12 protein-coding genes are annotated in these 18,962 nt (G+C 39.4%); 6 read left to right on the top strand and 6 right to left on the bottom strand.

What is annotated here, in order from left to right; all coding sequences use genetic code 11:
• Positions 1-28 precede the first annotated feature (28 nt).
• Complete coding sequence (gene recD / locus AC2SLT_RS07805; protein WP_486547096.1) at positions 29-2,374, top strand: exodeoxyribonuclease V subunit alpha; 2,346 nt, start codon at positions 29-31, stop codon at positions 2,372-2,374.
• A 345-nt stretch (positions 2,375-2,719) separates the two neighbouring features.
• On the opposite strand, the gene AC2SLT_RS07800 is transcribed toward recD, so the two are convergent.
• Entirely contained in the window at positions 2,720-3,283 is a 564-nt protein-coding gene (locus AC2SLT_RS07800; RefSeq protein WP_486547095.1) for a hypoxanthine-guanine phosphoribosyltransferase, read from the bottom strand.
• Positions 3,284-3,372: 89 nt separating this feature from the next.
• A complete protein-coding gene (locus tag AC2SLT_RS07795) occupies positions 3,373-4,038 on the bottom strand; it encodes a hypothetical protein (protein WP_486547094.1) in 666 nt (221 codons plus the stop codon).
• A gap of 322 nt (positions 4,039-4,360) precedes the next feature.
• On the opposite strand from AC2SLT_RS07795, the gene AC2SLT_RS07790 reads away from it, so the two are divergent.
• The 5 genes from AC2SLT_RS07790 to AC2SLT_RS07770 all read left to right on the top strand — a co-directional run bounded on the left by AC2SLT_RS07790 (position 4,361) and on the right by AC2SLT_RS07770 (position 13,040).
• Entirely contained in the window at positions 4,361-7,015 is a 2,655-nt protein-coding gene (locus tag AC2SLT_RS07790) for a hypothetical protein (RefSeq protein WP_486547093.1), read from the top strand.
• A gap of 73 nt (positions 7,016-7,088) precedes the next feature.
• A complete protein-coding gene (locus tag AC2SLT_RS07785) occupies positions 7,089-9,368 on the top strand; it encodes a hypothetical protein (protein WP_486547092.1) in 2,280 nt (759 codons plus the stop codon).
• A 414-nt stretch (positions 9,369-9,782) separates the two neighbouring features.
• Positions 9,783-11,450, top strand: coding sequence for a carbon starvation CstA family protein (locus AC2SLT_RS07780; protein WP_486547091.1), 1,668 nt, complete (start codon positions 9,783-9,785; stop codon positions 11,448-11,450).
• A gap of 242 nt (positions 11,451-11,692) precedes the next feature.
• Positions 11,693-11,959 carry a cory-CC-star protein gene (locus tag AC2SLT_RS07775; RefSeq protein WP_486547090.1) on the top strand — a complete coding sequence of 89 codons (267 nt, stop codon included), beginning with the start codon at positions 11,693-11,695 and terminating at the stop codon, positions 11,957-11,959.
• 88 nt (positions 11,960-12,047) lie between these two features.
• Entirely contained in the window at positions 12,048-13,040 is a 993-nt protein-coding gene (locus AC2SLT_RS07770) for an ArsA family ATPase (protein ID WP_486547089.1), read from the top strand.
• Between the two features lie 91 nt (positions 13,041-13,131).
• Here AC2SLT_RS07770 and AC2SLT_RS07765 read toward each other — a convergent pair whose 3' ends face one another.
• The 4 genes from AC2SLT_RS07765 to AC2SLT_RS07750 form a co-directional block, all read right to left on the bottom strand.
• A complete protein-coding gene (locus AC2SLT_RS07765; protein WP_486547088.1) occupies positions 13,132-14,763 on the bottom strand; it encodes a DUF3482 domain-containing protein in 1,632 nt (543 codons plus the stop codon).
• Between the two features lie 274 nt (positions 14,764-15,037).
• Positions 15,038-16,384 carry a DUF2868 domain-containing protein gene (locus AC2SLT_RS07760; protein ID WP_486547087.1) on the bottom strand — a complete coding sequence of 449 codons (1,347 nt, stop codon included), beginning with the start codon at positions 16,382-16,384 and terminating at the stop codon, positions 15,038-15,040.
• Positions 16,385-16,468: 84 nt separating this feature from the next.
• Entirely contained in the window at positions 16,469-17,086 is a 618-nt protein-coding gene (locus AC2SLT_RS07755; RefSeq protein ID WP_486547086.1) for a GNAT family N-acetyltransferase, read from the bottom strand.
• A 14-nt stretch (positions 17,087-17,100) separates the two neighbouring features.
• Entirely contained in the window at positions 17,101-18,948 is a 1,848-nt protein-coding gene (locus tag AC2SLT_RS07750) for an ABC transporter ATP-binding protein (RefSeq protein ID WP_486547085.1), read from the bottom strand.
• Positions 18,949-18,962 lie beyond the last annotated feature (14 nt).

The raw sequence follows: 18,962 nt of genomic DNA, 5'->3' as shown, positions 1-18,962 counted from the left end.
TGGCAACGTAAAAAGGTTTCTTAACGAGATGACTAAAAATAATACAACCAATCAAATACTTTCAGAGAGCTGGGCGAGTAGTATTAGTGAATATATCCTGCAACGTCGTGAACAAACCTATAGAGCTTATACCGGCATTAACAACCCATTATCAGAACAACAAGGACGTCTTAAATTACAAAATGACACCTTATTTCAAGCTCTTTTTATTGTTTTAGCTAACCAATTGGAGGAAGGGCATACTGTTTTAGTATTACGTCAAAATAATGACGAGCCGCCACTTGAAGGGATTGTCTTACAGCAACCGACAACGCTCTATAGATGGCAATTACAGATAATAGATATATTAGCTGCGCCATTGTTCGAACGAATAGTAGATGACCATACCGAACCTTTAAAAGGGAAGAATAAGGCTCATATTGAGTCCGAGATTTTTAACCTGATAGATGCTTTGTTTACCAGAAAGTCACAACTTTGGTCGCAGTTGGCAATATCAAAGGCCGATAAGGCGCAACTCTCGGACCGACTTGACTTAGTGAAGCGCTTCTTTGATTTAACTCAACACTTAATAGTCCAAACAAACGCGACTCAATCTATATTTGCAAGCTTAGATGATTTAAACAAGTGTCTACAACAGCACCCGCTATTCACCCCGCTATTCAACCAAAGTAATTTAAAAAATAGCCTAAGCAAACCATTTAAATCAAACCAACCAATTATTCATCATTATAACCAAACACAAGATAGCTCAGTCTTAACCATATGGCTACATCGTACATGGCAAGCAGAATACAATCTCGCCCATACTATTAAAAATATTTTAGCACAGCAAATAACCCCGTTAGACATCACCATTCCAGAAAGATTAAATGCACAACAAGTTCAGGCGGTCTCTACCGCCAATGAAAACGCATTTAGCATTATAACGGGAGGACCGGGCACTGGAAAAACGTATACCGTCGCTCAGTTGGTTATTGCGTTACATCAAGCGCAGTTGCGTCATGAGTCTGATAGCGCTGGAGATATAAATGAAGCAGGGGAGAGTAATCTTAGGTCATCACGCATTAGATTTAGTACAGATAGCGCAAGCTTAGCCCTTGCAGCACCAACTGGAAAGGCGGCACAACGTATGCAAGAGTCTTTACAAGCTGCCTTAGATAATTCGCAGGTTGATGTACAGTTGCAAGAGGCTAAGACCATTCATCGTCTCTTGGGCATTGGCCGTGATGGTCAGCCGCGATACCATGCCGATAACCCATTGGGTGAGGATATTATCATTGTCGATGAAGCTTCTATGTTAGGGGTAGAGCTGGCCAATTATCTAGTCAGTGCTATTAAACCGGGAGCACGCCTCATTTTGCTAGGTGATGCCAATCAATTAGCCGCCGTGGATGCCGGTGCAGTCCTTGCTGATCTATGCCGCATCGCTATGTTAAAACCTTTTCATGTTGAGCTTATAGAAAGTAGGCGATTTGGATCAGAGTCAGGTATTGGTCAGCTAGCCCATCAAATTAATCAACGAGAAACTAATCTTGATAAGGTGTGGCAGTTACTTATACATGAGGAAACGTTAGAGTTTATAAGTATTAATCAAATAAGTGAACATGAAAGAGGTGAAAATGAAAATAGGCAGAATACTTTAGTTACCGATGTTGATAATGAGATTAAACCATTATCTATAATAAATAGCCTAAGCAAAAGAAAAATATTGTTCAAGCTTTCAAATCACTATCAAAATTTTATAAATAAAATATCATTTCTACAAAAGAACCCAATAGCTAAATCCGAGCCAACTCGAGTAACTAACACCATCAATGAGTTAATGACTGAATTTAATAAGTTTAGAATACTAACAGCTGGTCATCATGGGGAGTGGGGCGATCATTATCTTAATAACTATCTGACACAATGGCATATGAATACCTTAAAGCTACCCCTTGGAAATGGAAGCTGGTTTCATGGTAGGCCGATAATGGTTCTTCAAAATAATTATGAATTAGGCCTATTTAATGGTGATATCGGTATTTGTTTAATGACACAAACAAAAGGCGAGGGTAGTCGCTTAGAAGTGTTCTTTGAAAATAAAAGCCAAGGTATTGCAATTAATTTGCTTAACGACGATCTGGTTGCGACTGCCTACGCTATGACCATTCATAAGTCGCAGGGATCTGAGTTTGATCATGTGGCAATAACCTTTGATCATGCCCATGCTCGACTACTTAGTAAAGAGTTGATTTATACTGCCGTCACCAGAGCAAAGCAGCAGGTGACTATTGTTAGTACCCCATCTTCGTTTGAGAAAGCAATATTAACCCCGACTCAGCGCCATACAGGATTGGCGCTACAGTTTGACCAATCCAATTCAAACCTTTAACTTCCTAGCAGCTTCTTAAGCTAGAGTAGGTTAAAACCTATTCAAACATGAATTCGGGATAAATCAAACTTAAAAGTTAAGGTTACAGGCACTCCTTTATTGCAAAGCAATACATCTCACTTTTTAAAGAAACGGTCATTCATCTCTTTTTAACTTTGGAAAGGTTAGTTCCTTCCTTTTCCAATGGAAGGGTTGGGGATGGATTTTTTAAATCAAATAAAAGCAATGTCTTACAAAATTTATTATCTCCAATTGAGATTATTCATTAAAAAAAGCAAAGTCATTAATAATAACTTTGCTTTAACTTTTTATACTGATAGTTTAGGATAATTCGGCAATGGCGCCTTAAAGTTTGTCTTCTTTAATCGCATAGATGCCAGGAAGGTGGCGTAAATAACCATGAAAGTCCATACCACAGCCATACACATATCTATCGTCAACATCTAAACCAATAAAGTCAACGTTAAAGCCTTTCACTTTTCTATCGTGATTTTTATTAAGTAATACACAGCAATCGACAGAGGCTGGGTTTTCTTTTTTCAGATCCTCAACGATGGCTTTTAAAGTAATACCTTCATCAAAGATATCATCAATCAATAGAACGTGTTCACCTTCAATGTTCACATCAGGCTTAAACTTCCATGACAACTCATTGGTCCCTTCATTTTCACGATAGCGTGTCGCATGAATATAGTGCATGCGATGATAGAACGTAAGATGCGTTAACAGCTGACCTGCAGGAATTAAACCACCGTTCATCACAACCATGACAATTGGGTTCAGGCCCGCATAATGTAAGTTTAATTGAGCAGCCAAACGCTCATATGCAGCAGCAACTTCAATACTACTGATTAAACATTCTGAATTACGTAAGGTTTTCTCGATCTCTTGATTGCTAATTTGGCTCATAGTATTCGGCACGATGTAATGATAAAGCCAATATTTTAACAGGAATCAAGAAGTTCAGCTATTCCTGTTATATATTTTTAGCGTCGATATTATTCTTTTTCAACAATAAAGTGACTATAAAACAGAACGAGACGATTTAACGAGTCGTTTGGTAACTGAGGAAATAACTTATTGATCGCCATTTCTAATGCTTTATTAATACCTGCTTTTGCCATCGGCACTGATTTACGTTTTATCATACCTAGAGGCAGGGTTTCAGAAAAGCGCGTTATAAAATGGTCAACGACTGCATGATTCATTGCAAACAAAGATTCAATCAACTTCTCTTTATCGACAGACTCAGGGGTAGTGGCATTGAATCCTTCAAGTATGGTGTTAGCAGTCTTGTCATCTAGTTTAAAACCTACCCGCAAGTTGCCTTGATTGTCCTCAAAAACGGTTTCATTTTTAAGATATTCAAAGTTAGGAAGGACGTCTTTATTCTTATCTTTACCTAACAATATATTAAGCATCGTCTCGGTGGCGCTTTCAATCTTTTGTACGATACTTCTCATTTTAGCTTGTCGCTCTTCATCAGGTATTACACTGATTAGATTAATCAATAAATTGTCGATAATTTCACGACCGATTTGCTGAGAAATTTTGTTGCGTAGCGGATAATAAGGCTCATCACTACCAGAACTGATGACTTCTTCTGCATGTGAGATATCATCGATAAGAGGGGTGGATGGCTCAAAGCCAAAATAGTAGGTCATTTTAAATCCTTTTATGAGAGGTAGAATTAAGTTTAATTTAAGAAATAATGTAAAATAATGCCTAAAAACAGTTGTTTGTAACTAAATGTAGTTATTTATTGTGCTAATATAACGTGATAAATTATTAGCAATACTGTTTTTAGTAACGCTAAGGTGTTAACAGCATATAGAATGTTTTGATTTTATTCAACATACTGTATTTGTCAATCATATTTTATAGCAATTCGAGAAGTAACCACTTTTTATTATTATAGTAATGCAAAAAAATATGACGATTGCTTAACCTCAAACCACTTGTTGAAATTAGGATTCACGCAAAATTATGAAATTAAAATTGAAATCTATAAAGCCTACTACTGATTTGGTATTTTCCAAACAAAACGTCTCAGTTTTAGTATTAGTCACTTGCGTGACTACCTTAATGGGGTGCCAAACCATTCATCCTAATCAACCAGATTTGACGGTTTCTCAAGATAATAAAATTGCAGAACCCATCGTCACTAGTCTTGAACATCGTCGCCAATTGACAATGACGAATAAAAGTTTCAAAGATCAGTTCTCGGACAAATCAGGCTTAAAAGTAGATGATCAGGCTCAGCAAGCGCTGCTCACTGCATTTAAAAAGCATCTTACTTCGGACCACGTTTCAGTGACTAAAACGCGTAGTCATGATGCTCCATTTATTGCTGAAAATAGTGTCGATGCCGGGTCAGAAACCGTATTAAAAGCCTTATTGATAGCCTTAGATGAGTATTTCAATAGAAGCCCTTCAGATCTATATGAGTATGATTATGAAATGGACGACATTGGCACCTACGACTCAAATGGCAATATATTTTATGGTCCTGCATATCGTACGGAAGAAGATTATCTAGACACTGATAATAAATCGATCAATGAAAATCATAGTCAGGAGTTGAACTCCTTATATTTCAATTATGGTGATGAAAAAAAGGGGGGCATTCCTTTTGCTGGATATAACATTGATAGACAAACAGGCTTGTCGATTGACTATATTACAGGTACTCAAGAAGTCATCTATTATTCAGATGAAATCTATGAGTGTGTCTTAGATTTTTCATCTTCTTTAGATGATTTGGTAATGGAGGATCCTTTGATTACCAGTCAATCGAATGACGTCAAAGCGCTAAAAACCAGCTATAAGCAGTGTTTAACTCAAAATGATGACGCTAATGCCTCAGTTATTGAGTCTGCTAAAGGTTATCAAATTAAGTATATTGAAAGACAAAAAGGGTGTGCGGGTCGGTTTGACAAACAAATTGATAATATCCTAGATCCAAACCGAAAACCAAAATCTATCGAGTTTAGTAGTTACAATACGATATATGAAAGTTATGACGATTGCGATAGTAGCATTAGATTACTTAATGAGACGGAGCCTTATTATTATTTAGATGAAGGGTGGCCTGAGTATATTATTAAGTATAAACAAGACATCATTGATTGTACGGATGAGATGATTCATGAGCAACAACAAGCGGCGTCAAAAGGCATTACTTATACAAACGATCCTGAAACCTATGTTGATATTTACTATAAAAACGAAGAGTGTACATATGACGCACAAGATGAAAAATATAACGCAGAAGATGAGGCTTATAGCATTAAAGAGTTAACTTCAATGGCTAATGAAGAAGACAGCAATGATTCAGAAAGTGAAAGTGCAGAGGCTGATGAAGATGTTAATGAAGATGACAGTGAGAAAAGTGAATTTCGCAAAACAATTGATATGTTATTCAATATGTACCACCGAACGCCTTCACAAATTGAGGCGACTAATTTTTATCAAAACCAGAATATGACATTTAGTCATATCAGTGAATTTAATAGTAGTGCTAAGCAGTTAAATACCTTATATAGCTATGACTTTGTGACGCCAACGTCGTACTATTCTATTCAATTGCCTGTCTCATTAGATTTTGGGAAAGATACTATCACCTTAGATCCGAGTGCTATATTGCCAATTATGGCAATGTTGAGCCCTGAAAATACCCCGTTACCCGAAGAGCTGGACACCACTATGGTGGCTTTTCACTTGCCAGAAGAGATTAGCTCTAAAATACCTGCCAGTGTAATCTATGACGCTTTTATTGATGCGGTTGGTTATAGTATGAGTGAGCTAGACTCAAGTTATTTTACGGCTTTAGATATCCATAATGATAATTATGCCAAAAGCTTAGGCGCAAGCTCAGCGGTAAAAGTCAATTTTGATAGTAAGCAAACGGGAAAAGTAATTGGTGTTACTGTGAAGCATATGGCACGAGCTTTAGAAGCTTATATAGAGAGTCATCCTGATAAATTTGAAGATGTGAATCTTGTGCAAGTTGCTTTAGAGAAGTGGCAAGAAAATAATGCTAAATTTCAGAGCGAAGATGTAGGTACTTTATTTCAGTTGATAGAGGCTATCATGCCGATATCCTTTAATAAAACCAACTATTTTTATTTAGATAGTAAAGGTCAGTTACTTGGTACTCAAACTCAGACTATTATTGGCGGCGATATATTAGGTGCTAAATCAACTCTTTTAAGCCAAACCAGTTTCAACAAAAATAGTTTTAAAGCAGATCCTCTATACGGCTTATTCCAGCAGTCATTTGGCGCACCGTTTAAAGATGATATGCCAGCCAGCACCGATGGCAATGCATGGATCGACAAAATTAATCAACGAGAAGAAAAGTTAAAGAAAGCCTCGTTTGCGCGCTATGAATATCGAAATCAGAACATGGATGTGTGTGAGGGTGAATCTGAATACGATGACGCATTCGATGATGAATATGATGATGAATATGATGAATCATACTGTGAAGGTAAAGATGACTTTATTGATATCTCTGAAGAGATGTCATCCGATGAAGCAACTGACAGTGATGATTACGAATCTGCTATTGGAATTATAGATTCTGGTAATGTTAATGAGGATATGGATCAAGACATTGAAGATGATCACCAGTTCTAAATTCAAAAGCAATATTCAAAAGTATTTATAACCCAACATATTACGCATAAGAATAGCTTCATAAGGATAGGCAATGAAAATCATTTCAAAAGAGACATTGAATAATCGAGTAGTACGCTCCAGATTTAACACACAAGGTTTGTCTAAACTAACCGCTTTATCAGCTGTGACCATCATGGTATTAAGTGGTTGTCAGTCCACAACCCCTTTCAATCAAAATCAATCTGGATCTTCTGCCCTGTTATTAAGTGCTCAACCTGAACTTGCTAAAAGCACATTGATTAAAGCGCTAGAAAAGCAACGTATGAGCAACTACGATTATCATGTCAATATACTCGCTTCGAATGATGAGCAAAGAGCAGCTCTAGCGAATGCAAGTGCTAAGCAACTGTCAATGAGTGATGATCCAGAGGCTCATTGTGAACATATACACGATGAAGCTTATATTGACTTACTAGATCGGGCTGAAGAGGATGGTTTGGAAATTGATGATCCAAAATATGCAACGACTCGTCAAGCGTTAAAGTCAGCATATCTTGATTGTAAAGAGTATTATGATGAGTGGTTAGGCGAACAGCCCTATAGTGATGCTTGGTTTGAGTCAGCCATTGCCGCTGCAATGGAGGGTGACGAATATGAGAGTGAGTATGATGACGAATATGAGAGTGAGTATGATGACGATGACTTAATAGCAGAAGTTGAGGCAGCGGCCGCTGAAGCGGAAGCGGCAGCAGCCGAAACGGAAACAGTCGAATATTCTGATGACTATGATGATTACGGAGATTATAGCGAATATAATGAAACAGATGCGGCTATTGCAGCGGCTGAAGAAGATTATAACTATTATTATGAAAATGGTGATGATTTAGAGTATTTTAGTGAAGAGGTAGACTCTGGCAAAATCAGTGAGTTTCTACCTGATTATGATGCGTCCCATACTAAGCTTGATGCCCATCGAGCTAACTTGCTCAATGCCTATTTGTTAAAGCCACTTAGCATAACCATCGAGGGAGGATATCGACCCTATACTGGCAAAATAGGCATCATGCCCACGCTACAATATCAGTCGCGTAATGTGACCCTATCAACGACCGACTTTGTGTATATTGATGCCAAACAAGGTGCGGTGTATTTATGGGCGGATTCGTTTGCCTTATTGCTGTCCACGTATCTAGATGAAAAACTAGGTACCAGCATGCACAATAAATGGATAAAAATAGACTTAAATGATGGTAGTCTTCCACAAGAATTTATGACTGATCTCTTAAAAAGTCATCTTGCCGCTCAAGACCAAATGTATGCCACTTCATCGCCAGAACAATATCGCTTTATCTCGAATAAGGATTTGTTGAGTCTTAGTCCAGTACCGGATGAAAAGCATCGCCCTTATCTTACTAACACGCCAAGCATCCTTGAACGCAAAATTAATGACACTGAACTGAAACAAGATATTCAGACCTATTTGGATCTTTTATACAATCAAATGTCCAATAAATATCCTGAATTATTTGAAGAGTTTGAAAAAAGTGCCAAAGAGTATAGCTTTAAATCAAAATTGAATGAATACCGAATGGAAGGTTATGGTGATTATTCAGATGACGACGTATATGAAGACGATGATGTATATGAAGACGATTATGAAGATGAAGAAGAAACCAATGCAGACGAAGCCATGGCAAACGAGTCTAATGCAGACGAAGCCATGGCAGATTTTGATGTAGACGACGAAAGTTCTATAGTGGGCGTTGCAGAGGAAGCTGTTGAAATTGAAAACGATGAAGATGATCAGGTATTAAACAGTCGTTTTATAATGAGCAAACTATTCGAAATCATTAAAGCGGCAAAGGATGCTGAGAGTAAAGAAGAGGCCAATGCTGAGGAAGCCAGTGGTGACAATAGCGAAGTGGCTGTCATTGAAGACGATGAAGAACAGGCTGAAAATGTGATAGAAGTGCGTGAAGTGCCCGCTTCAATAGACTATGCTAAAAAAGAGGACTCTGATAATCCTAATAAGTGGTTGTGGCGTGATGTCTATGGTCTAGACAATCAGCAACGTATCACGTGGCACCTAGCACAGCGTCATATTAGTGAAGATACTCGTGGCTTCTCAAACTTTGATGACCTTAAGAATGGATTGAGACTAGAGACATTAACCCGCTATAATGGAGTATTACCCACCAAGCCAATTTTCAGATTTTTACCTGAAGGAGCTTCAACACCAAATTCTAATAATACTGTCAATCTAAAAGATTATCTTAACGATTTGCACTCACGATATGAAGAAGGTGAAGGTACTGAATATAGTAAAGAGTTCTTTAAATTAATGGAAGGTTTGCAGCTGCAACTGCCTTAATTTTAACACTTGTACGACGGATAACCCGATTGGTCTTAAATGGCTAATTGGGTTTTTTTTACTTAAGTTATTTATGTTTTTAGTAGGGTATCTATTATCCCCATTAATAAATATTTAGGTATAATTAACGGGTGTCATTAACAATTGAGCAAGGACGCTATCATTATAGTTATAGTTATAGTTATTTAGGATTTCGTTCGGCTTTCAATTTATAATTCCTTTAATTTTTTGTATTTTAATAAGCTATAGTTGTAGCGTGTGGTGAAGCGAAGCGTAACCCACGGTATTTAGATGCCTCTTATATTACAGGTTTAACTATAGGCTTGATGAGCATGTTTAGTTTATTTTCAAAACTAGGTTATTTGAAGAAAAGGTTATTTAAAGAAAAGATATAATGTTTTCAAGGAGTGATGAATGAACAGTGCATTCGTATTATTGTTTGGTATTGTGGCTATGCTTGCCGGTTTTTTTAATTATTCAAAATACTTTGCAAAGCATATTTTGGGACTGGATAACTCAGTGCCAACCCCCGCCCATACTATGAAAGATGGTATTGATTACGTCCCTACTAACAAATATGTCCTGTGGGGGCATCATTTCACGTCAGTAGCAGGCGCTGCACCTATCATTGGTCCGGCTATTGCTGTCATTTGGGGCTGGGTACCAGCGGTATTGTGGGTGGTATTGGGTACCATATTCATGGCTGGTATTCACGATATGTCCGCAGTCTGGGCAAGTGTGCGCAATAAAGGTCAATCCATTGGCTCTATTGCCGGCTCAGTGATGGGCAGTCGTGTACGTACCTTAATGATGGTCGTTATCTTCTTACTGCTACTCATGGTCAATGCTGTATTTGGTGTGGTCATAGCCAATATGATGATTAAAACCCCCACCGCAGTCATACCCGTTTGGGGCGCATTAGTGGTCGCCTTTATTATTGGACAATGTATTTACCGCTTTAAGATGAGCCTCGTCTTGGTATCTATTGTGGGAGTGGCTGCGTTATACGGTTTGATATATTTGGGTACATTGATGCCAGTTATATTGCCAGAAACAATGTTTGGTTTGCCTGATAATGCCGTTTGGATCATCTTTTTGTTTGTCTATGCTGCAGTCGCTTCTTTACTACCGGTATGGATGCTACTTCAACCACGCGACTATATCAATGGCTTACAGTTATTTATCGGTTTAATACTCTTATTTGGCGCTATTTTAATTGCAACGCCAGATATTGTTGCACCTGCCTTAAACCATAACTTACCTGTCGATACGCCATCAATTATGCCGCTACTATTTGTCACGGTGGCATGTGGTGCCATATCAGGCTTTCATGGTTTGGTTTCAACTGGTACAACCTCTAAACAGATCGATAAAGAAGAAGACATCCGCTTTGTTGGCTATTTCGGTGCTGTCGGGGAGGGGTTATTGGCTCTGGGTGCTATCCTTGCCGCTACAGCAGGATTTGCAAGCTTAGCGGCGTGGGAAGGGGTCTATCAAAAGTTCGGTGATGGTTCTGTTGGTGCCTTTATCGATGGTGGTGCAACGATCTTAAATGCTGGTATGGGTATTGAAATTGTCTTATCACAAACCATCCTGACCGTGATGGCGGCATTGTTTGCAGGGACTACCATGGATACTGGTGTTCGATTGCAACGTTATATTTTCCAAGAGTTTGGCGAAGTTTATAATCTGCCAATACTCAGAAAAAGTGTGGTTGCAACACTGCTTGCTGTCGGTAGCTGTTTAGTACTTGCGTTTGGTGCAGGTGGCATGGATGGGTCAGGGGGTATGATTATTTGGCCATTATTTGGAACCACTAACCAGCTAATGGCGGCGCTTACCTTGATGATTGTCACCGTTATCTTATTACGCAAAGGTAGAACCGTCTGGTATACGCTAGCGCCCTTAAGTTTCCTGTTGGTGATGGCTATTTTTGCTTTATTACTGCAACTCAAGACTTTCTATACCGATGGCAATTGGCTGCTAATCGTTTTGGATATTATTATTCTTATAGCGACCATATTAGTCACTTTTGAAAGCTTCTCGGTACTACGTCGTGAATGGAGACAACATAAAGTCTAGCTTAATAGGACTTACGCAGAACTAAAATTTATAGCAACTGGGGTTTTTTATTTACGCTGTCTGATTTGCACTGTCTGAAAGGTGGGGTCGGAAGTTTAATAATGCCCCCCCAAATATCGTTAAGTGCTTGAATATAGATATTTGCGTAAGTCCTATAAAGTACGTGAATTTAGAGTTGCTGTACCATAAACTTTTATCTATAAATATTAAAATAAATTTTCAAGTGCAGTAGGATTAGAAATATGAACAAAGAAGATGGTTTATGGAGGCGCTTTAAAGAAGGGTTAAACGAGTTTTACCATGCTCCTTATCGTCAAACCCTTGCCCGGGCAGCGCGTGATGAGGAAGACTTGTTTATGTTATTACTATTTTCAGAAAGCCTTGGTATTGAAAATCCTGCCAGCTTTTATACATTAGAATTGCAGCCCCTATTCTTAGAAAAGTTTCACGAGTGGCATTTGAGAATGGGAATGCCACGCTGTCCTTTACAACATGGTGGCTGTTGTTAATACTCAATGTTGAAAAAGTAAGTAATTAAAGTTATAGATAGTAGAGCTGAACGAATGCCAAACAAATAAGCTACATAAGAAGAATAAAATGCGGTCACTAGATAATTTAGTCAATCAACTCAAAAGTATGCCCATTATATTTGTAGGCGGAAAGGGCGGAGTGGGTAAAACGACGACAGCCGCTGCGCTTGCTTCAAAGTTAGCCAAAAGCCAGCAGAAAACCTTAATTATTTCAACTGATCCTGCGCATAGCTTAGGCGATGTGTTTGATACATCACTGACTCATAAAAAGCACTCACTCAGCACGTACCTTGATGCACTTGAGCTTGATCCAGAAAGCATTATCGATGAGCACTTCCAACGAGTTGAACGAACCATCAGTAGCTATGCCAATCCTGATATGATTCCTAAAATTAGGCAGCATTTGCAGTTGTCAAAGAGCGCCCCTGGCGCACAAGAAGCAGCGATGTTAGAGGCTATTTGTCGATATTTAGTATCGTCAATAGAGGAGGGTGTTTATCAACATATTATTTTTGACACCGCACCAACAGGACACACCTTGCGACTGCTCATGCTACCTGAGATGATGGAGGCGTGGACAGAAGGTTTGCTTACGCAACAGCGCCGTCAAGCTAAATTAAAAAAGGCAGCAGCTGGCTTAAGTCTCAAACCTAAGTCTTCTTTAGCAAATCCTTTTGCAGAATCAGAGCCAGTCGACAAATGGCAGCAAGCGGTGAATGTACTAAACGAGCGTAAGACTTTATTTAAAAAGGCAGGAGCGTTATTGCATAATAAGTCTCAAACAGCCGTTGTATTGGTAATGACGGCTGAAAACTTGCCTATTGAAGAGACACGACGAGCGGCAAGCCAGCTAACAGAGGCTCATCTTGCGCCTGCCGCTATCGTAATTAATCAACTAATAATTGCACAACAGCAAGACGAGTTTTGGCAAAAGAGGGCTATTCGCCAGCAAAAACTACTGGCAGAAATTGAGCATCATTTCAAAGACTATTCATTGTACGAGCTTTATTTGCAACAGTCTGATGTTCGTGGTCTTGATGCGCTACAACAGCTTAATTAAATCATCACATAACTTAGTATCCGTTAAATCAGAAAGTAAAACCGAGCGCTTTAATTACAAATTAAAGTGCTTGATTAAAGTGCTCAAAATTTTACCCCTTATTCTCTAATCTAGAGCGTCGTAGTTTATCGGACAACGACCAAGCAGCCTCAGCACGCAATTCAGCAGATAGCTGGCTTTTACCACTGGATAAGCTACTCCATTGCGGTTTGCCTCTTGCCTTTTTAAGTTCACTAGGTAGCTTGTTTGGGTCCCAAGGTGGGGTAGTGGTTTCTTGTAATTCAGCAATAGGCGTATCTGGGCTGGCCGCATGACCACGGTGGCGAAGTGATGCCAATAGATCTAAGGATCGTGTGGCTAATAATGTCAATGTCGCTGGATCTATATACAGCCGCTTAACCCCGCTAAGCTTATCGACAATACTCGTGGTGTTAGACAATATGCCCCCTGCAATACCACCAATAGCAGCACCGAGTCCTAGGGTCGTACCCAAAGCGGCTGCATCAATACCAAGCCCTAATAAAGCACCAGCAGCAGCACCAGAAGTGGTACGTAATCCATAACTTTTTAGCAATTCAGGATCAAAGGGATCTTGTTGATATTCATTGAGCTCAAGCGGCGTTACTACTGCGGTATTGTCATAGAATTTATATAAATTAAGCAGCTCATTTTGCATGGTGCGCTCACTTTGACGTACCGCTTCTTGCATTTCATTCAATACAGGCATCGGATCGGCATCTTCATCGACCTCACGTACATAAGCGGCGACATCTATAAGAAAATGAGAAATGATAGTGATGGCCTGTTCATACAGCTGTGCCCAGTCCTCTCTACGGCGATTGATAAGCTGACTGAGGGTCTCTGAATGCGTCAACATGGTCGCTAAATTTTGCCATAGTGTCATCTCATCTTCAAACTCAAACGCCACTGAATCAAATCGGGTTGAGATATGTAGATTTCGCCGTGCCAGCATAGTTTGCCACTCAGTAATATTGGCATCTTGACTGTCTGTAAAATTAAACACTGGCATCACTGGAATGGCTGACCAAGACAAAACGGTTAACTCGTCTTTATATTTACCAAGGACCGGTTCTCTGGCATCAATGACATATATTGCCATGTCACTTGCTAGTAATTGGCGTATGACTTTGGCTTCTTGAGAGTAGTCATCCAAATCATTGTTAAGATTAAGTTCACCACCTTGAGCGATGTCGCTTGCTAAAAATTGTTGCAAACGCTCAATTCCATCACGGCGACTGGCTGTATTGTCCTCGAGCCAGTCCATTAACCCAGACGCATCCTCTAAGCCTGGTGTGTCAAATAAAGCTACTAAAGCCGATCCAGTCTGACTATCTGAGATGATAGCGCGCTCAACATGACGCGTGGTTGCCGCTTCATTTTTAACCTCACCAAAATACATATCACGTAATAAGGTACGTAAAAGCGACGTTTTACCGGTATTGGTATGACCGACAACAGCAAGCTTTAAGGGCTCACCTTCTGCCAGCGTTTTTTTGGTAGAGCTATTAACACTGAACTCGGAAATAGATTCTTTTGTAGGTTCAGATTTTAAAGTCGGGTTAACTTCTTCAAGCTCATCTTTAGGCGTATTGTCAGTCGTGGCAGTTTTAAATGCCTTATCACTAAATAAGCCCCCTGATGAAGCATCATCGGATAAATCTTTGGATTGTGGCGTGTTATTTTGATTGTCTTGCGTTGTCATATTTAGCTCACTGCTATATTATATTTTAGCTCAAGAGGAGGGCTGGCTAATATTCTAAATTATGTTTGATATTTTAAGTGCATTTTGATGGCTTCTAGATTCAGACTTATGTCTTCCATGAACTTTTAATAACGTTAATGGAAGTCGCAAATGCAAGTCGAAATAGTGTTAACGACGATTGTTTTAAAAAAGACCTTTTTATAAAGAATAAAGTATAAAGAGTATTTTATAAATAGCTTTGCAGATCTAACTTACCAAACTTGATGCACCAAACTTAATTCACTAGTCCTATATTTCTTTCAGCCAACGCGGTTTGCCACTGTTGTTTGCGAACAGGGTCAGTTTGACTAGTTTGCATTGCGTCATTATTTTCAATAAGTTGCACAATTAAACCATGCTTGGCATGTTGAGCTATCTTATCAAGTTTGCGCATCGTACCGCGATCTGGGAGTGCAGATGACTGGATGCCAATAAGGACTTGAACCTCATTATGCTGAAGATACTCAAGCAGTTTATCCATATCATCACGATCATCAAGTACCCCAAAGTTTTCAATTGATGGTACTTGAAAGGGTTGACCTGCTGCATGATACCAGTTCGGATCACTGTGCTGATATTCTAGGAGTGCGACTAATTTATTCCCTTGAGTAACCTTAGCCTTTGGCGCTACAGGCTGTACCTTTTCGACGAAATCATCTTTATCAACGACCTTTCGCTGCCAAAAGTTAATGATTTTCTGATAGTAAGGTAATGAGAGATCTAGCTTCATTTTATTGCGATTAAACATTAACGCACAAAACGCCCAAGCGATAGCACGAGGGACGATACCGTACATCAGCAAACTGCCTATTAAAAGGCTTGCCCACTGCCGAGCGATGCTTAAAGGCATCGCTTCAGTCGCCAATCGACTTTGAATAATCGCATCGGCATCCGGTACATTAAATCCAACCATACTAGGTAACCAGCCTAGCCAGTGGGTTAAGGTCAGGAGCGACTCGTTAGATAGTATGGTCGACTCCCAGCTAAAACTATATTGACGTACTATTAGCAAAAATATAATGGCAAATAACATACCCGTGAGCGTGGCAAGCCAAAGTTGATGGCTAAACTTGCTAAGATACCAACGCATGCCAGTATGATGAAGTTGCTGGTCGTATAGCTCAACGGCTGCTTGAGTGACATCATCCTTACCACGAATGAGCGCTTTCGGACTGATAAAGCTGGTAATAAAACTGGGTGTTTGGCTTCCTCTATTGACGAGAGTAAATAATAACCATCCCACCAGCATCAACGTATGAAAGCCAAGCAGACAAACAAGGACATAAAAGAAATTAACCACATTGGCTTGCAGGAGCGCAAACAACCCCATAAAACCTGACACACACCACAATATACTCATGGCCAAAATAATGCCTTTGATACGGCCATCAATTTTGTTGAGGATGCCTGCTAAGGATCCATTACTATCGATCCTTTCAGCGCGGCGATGTATTTTTTGTAAAGGCGTGGCCTCCTCATCGGTCAGGCGCTCAGTAATCAACAGAGGATCTGTTGCAAAGACATGATTGCTGGACTCAAGCATACGAACCAGCTCAGTAAGTTGGTCTTGTTTAGTTAGCATGTAATTCCTTATCGAGTAGGGTCTGCCGTTACAAACTATGTCAGAGAATATAAGTCAAACTATACTGTAAAAATTAAATGAGTATTAAATGAGTAGATACAGCAGACCCATAATACCAACCGCTACTATAAATAAAAATAAGTTAATCAGTATGCTTTTAGCACTTAACCCAGATGACATCTTAGGCAGTGCTACAGCTTTACGCTTTGATTGCTTTAACACCATATCGATGTGTTCAAGCCCATCTTCCATATAGGGTAGACCGACCGACTCAAACCCTAAAGACTGATAAAAATCGATTAAATAAGTTTGAGCGGCAATATTAATGTGGCGTTTGCCATATTTACTGCAACAGTGTTTGATAGCACGCGTCATGATCTCGCGCGCCAGTCCGCTACCTCGATGTTCTGGTAACACTAAAACTCGGCCAATACGTGGATTAGGGTTTGATTGGTTAGACCCTACAGAGGCGGTATGATTAATGTTTTCAACCATAACATTAGGGGGAATAATACGACAATACCCCACCAATGATTTATTTTTATGGGCGACCAAGTGCAGACTATCAAAGTCAATCTCATCAATATCCTGATAGGCACAGTGTTGTTCAACGACGAACACTTGCGAGCGAGCTTGCAGAATATAATACAAGTCAACTACGCTTAGCTCATCGAATTTTTTTATTGTAAAACTTACACTCATATTTAATATCTTTTTTAGCTGTTTAAGGTCTGGCTGATTTTGTCTAGATTTAGGCTATCGGACATAGCATTAAATATCTCATAGTACTTACCTTGACGGGCATACAACTCTTCGTGAGTACCTGTTTCCATCACACGTCCTTCCTCAATGACCACTAAATCATCTGCATCAATAATTTGTGCGATATTATGAGAGACAATAATAACCGTGCGGTCCTTTTTAATAAGATCCAAGCTCTTTTTAATTTGTTGACTTGCTACCGCATCGAGACTCGCTGTAGGCTCATCCAAAAAGACAATGGGAGGATCTTTTAAAAACATTCGTGCCAGTGCGATACGCTGTTGTTGACCCCCTGATAACGACTTAGCTTCGGTATCATAACCCTTAGGTAACCCCATAATTTGCTCGTGAATAGAGGCTTTTTTAGCCGCATCAATAATCTGCTCTTTACTGGCATCCATATCACCATAACTAATATTTTCACTAATCGTGCCTGAGAAAATATGGTTTTTTTGCAATACCAATCCGATCTGTTCCCTTAAATCATGGGTATTATAGTCTTCAAGGTTACGACCATCTAGACAAATTGTGCCACGACTCGGATCATAAAACTTCACCAATAAATTGATGATAGTACTCTTACCAGCGCCGCTTAGACCCACAAGCGCGGTGATACGATTGGGGTGTATCTCAAAGCTGACGTCCTGCAATGCTTGCTTACCATTAGGGTAACTAAAGTCAACGTGCTTAAGCTCAATATGACCTTTGATATCTTTACAAGTTAGCTTGCCTGCCGTTTCAATTTGACTATCGTCTTCGATAATGTCGAAGAAGCCTTCTGCATACGTTAGGGCGTTGTTTATCTGATCATATATGCGGTGCATCTGACGAATAGGGGCAGCCACATTTTGAAATAGCATGACATGAAACATAATCATCCCAATGGTCATTTGATCATTTAATACGAAGTAGGCGGTTAGGACAATAATAACCACGACGCCAATTTGTTCAATAAAGCTTTTTAAAGCATCATAAATAAAGGCAATACTGCGTATCTTAAGTTGATTGTCCGTCATATCCTTCTGAACCTCAAAATGCTTCTCAGATTCAATAGGCTCACGCACAAAAGATTTAATAACTGTAATAGAGTTGATTAACGAGATAACCATGCCACTTTTGGCTTCGCGGTATTGACGCATTTGACGGCGAAAGCCTTGTAGACGATTGGCTTGTCTTTGACTGACATAGAAGTAGATGGGTACAATAATCAGCCCAACCATACCAACCCAGAAGTTGGCGTTAAACATGATGGCTAGCGAAACGATAGCGGTCGCAAATAGAGGCAACATATCAATAAAGAAGTTTTGAACTAAGCTTGTGAGACTGCTAACGCCTAGATCGATACGGGTTTGTAATTTACCACTGTCATTTTCTTGACTGGTATAAAAGGCCATTCGATAGGTCAAAATTCGGTCAACCACTTTTTGTGATAAGTCGCGAGATAAGTTAATGCGTATTCGCTCACCAAAATAGCGTTGACCAAACGATATACCAGCATTCAGAACCTCTTTGATAAGTAGCACTACACTGATGAATGTTAAAAGCCTGATTCCTTCTTCCCAAGGATCAGGTAGAGCTGTTATGTTGGTTAAGCTATCGACCGTATACTGAAGTACAAACGCATTAACCTGAGCTGTAAACGACCCAAGTACTGTTAAAGTAAGTGTCAGAATAATTAGGGTACGATAAGGCTTGGCAAACCCAGCCAACTTTTTAAGAATTGACCAAAGCAATGCGCCACGTTCTGTTTTTTTTGTGGGAGGTTTATTATCCAAGGGGACTCGACGTGGAGGAGTAGTCATATAGGTTATCTTAA

Source organism: Psychrobacter sp. CX18 (assembly GCF_057396215.1).
This window is presented reverse-complemented; position numbering and strand designations above follow the sequence as displayed.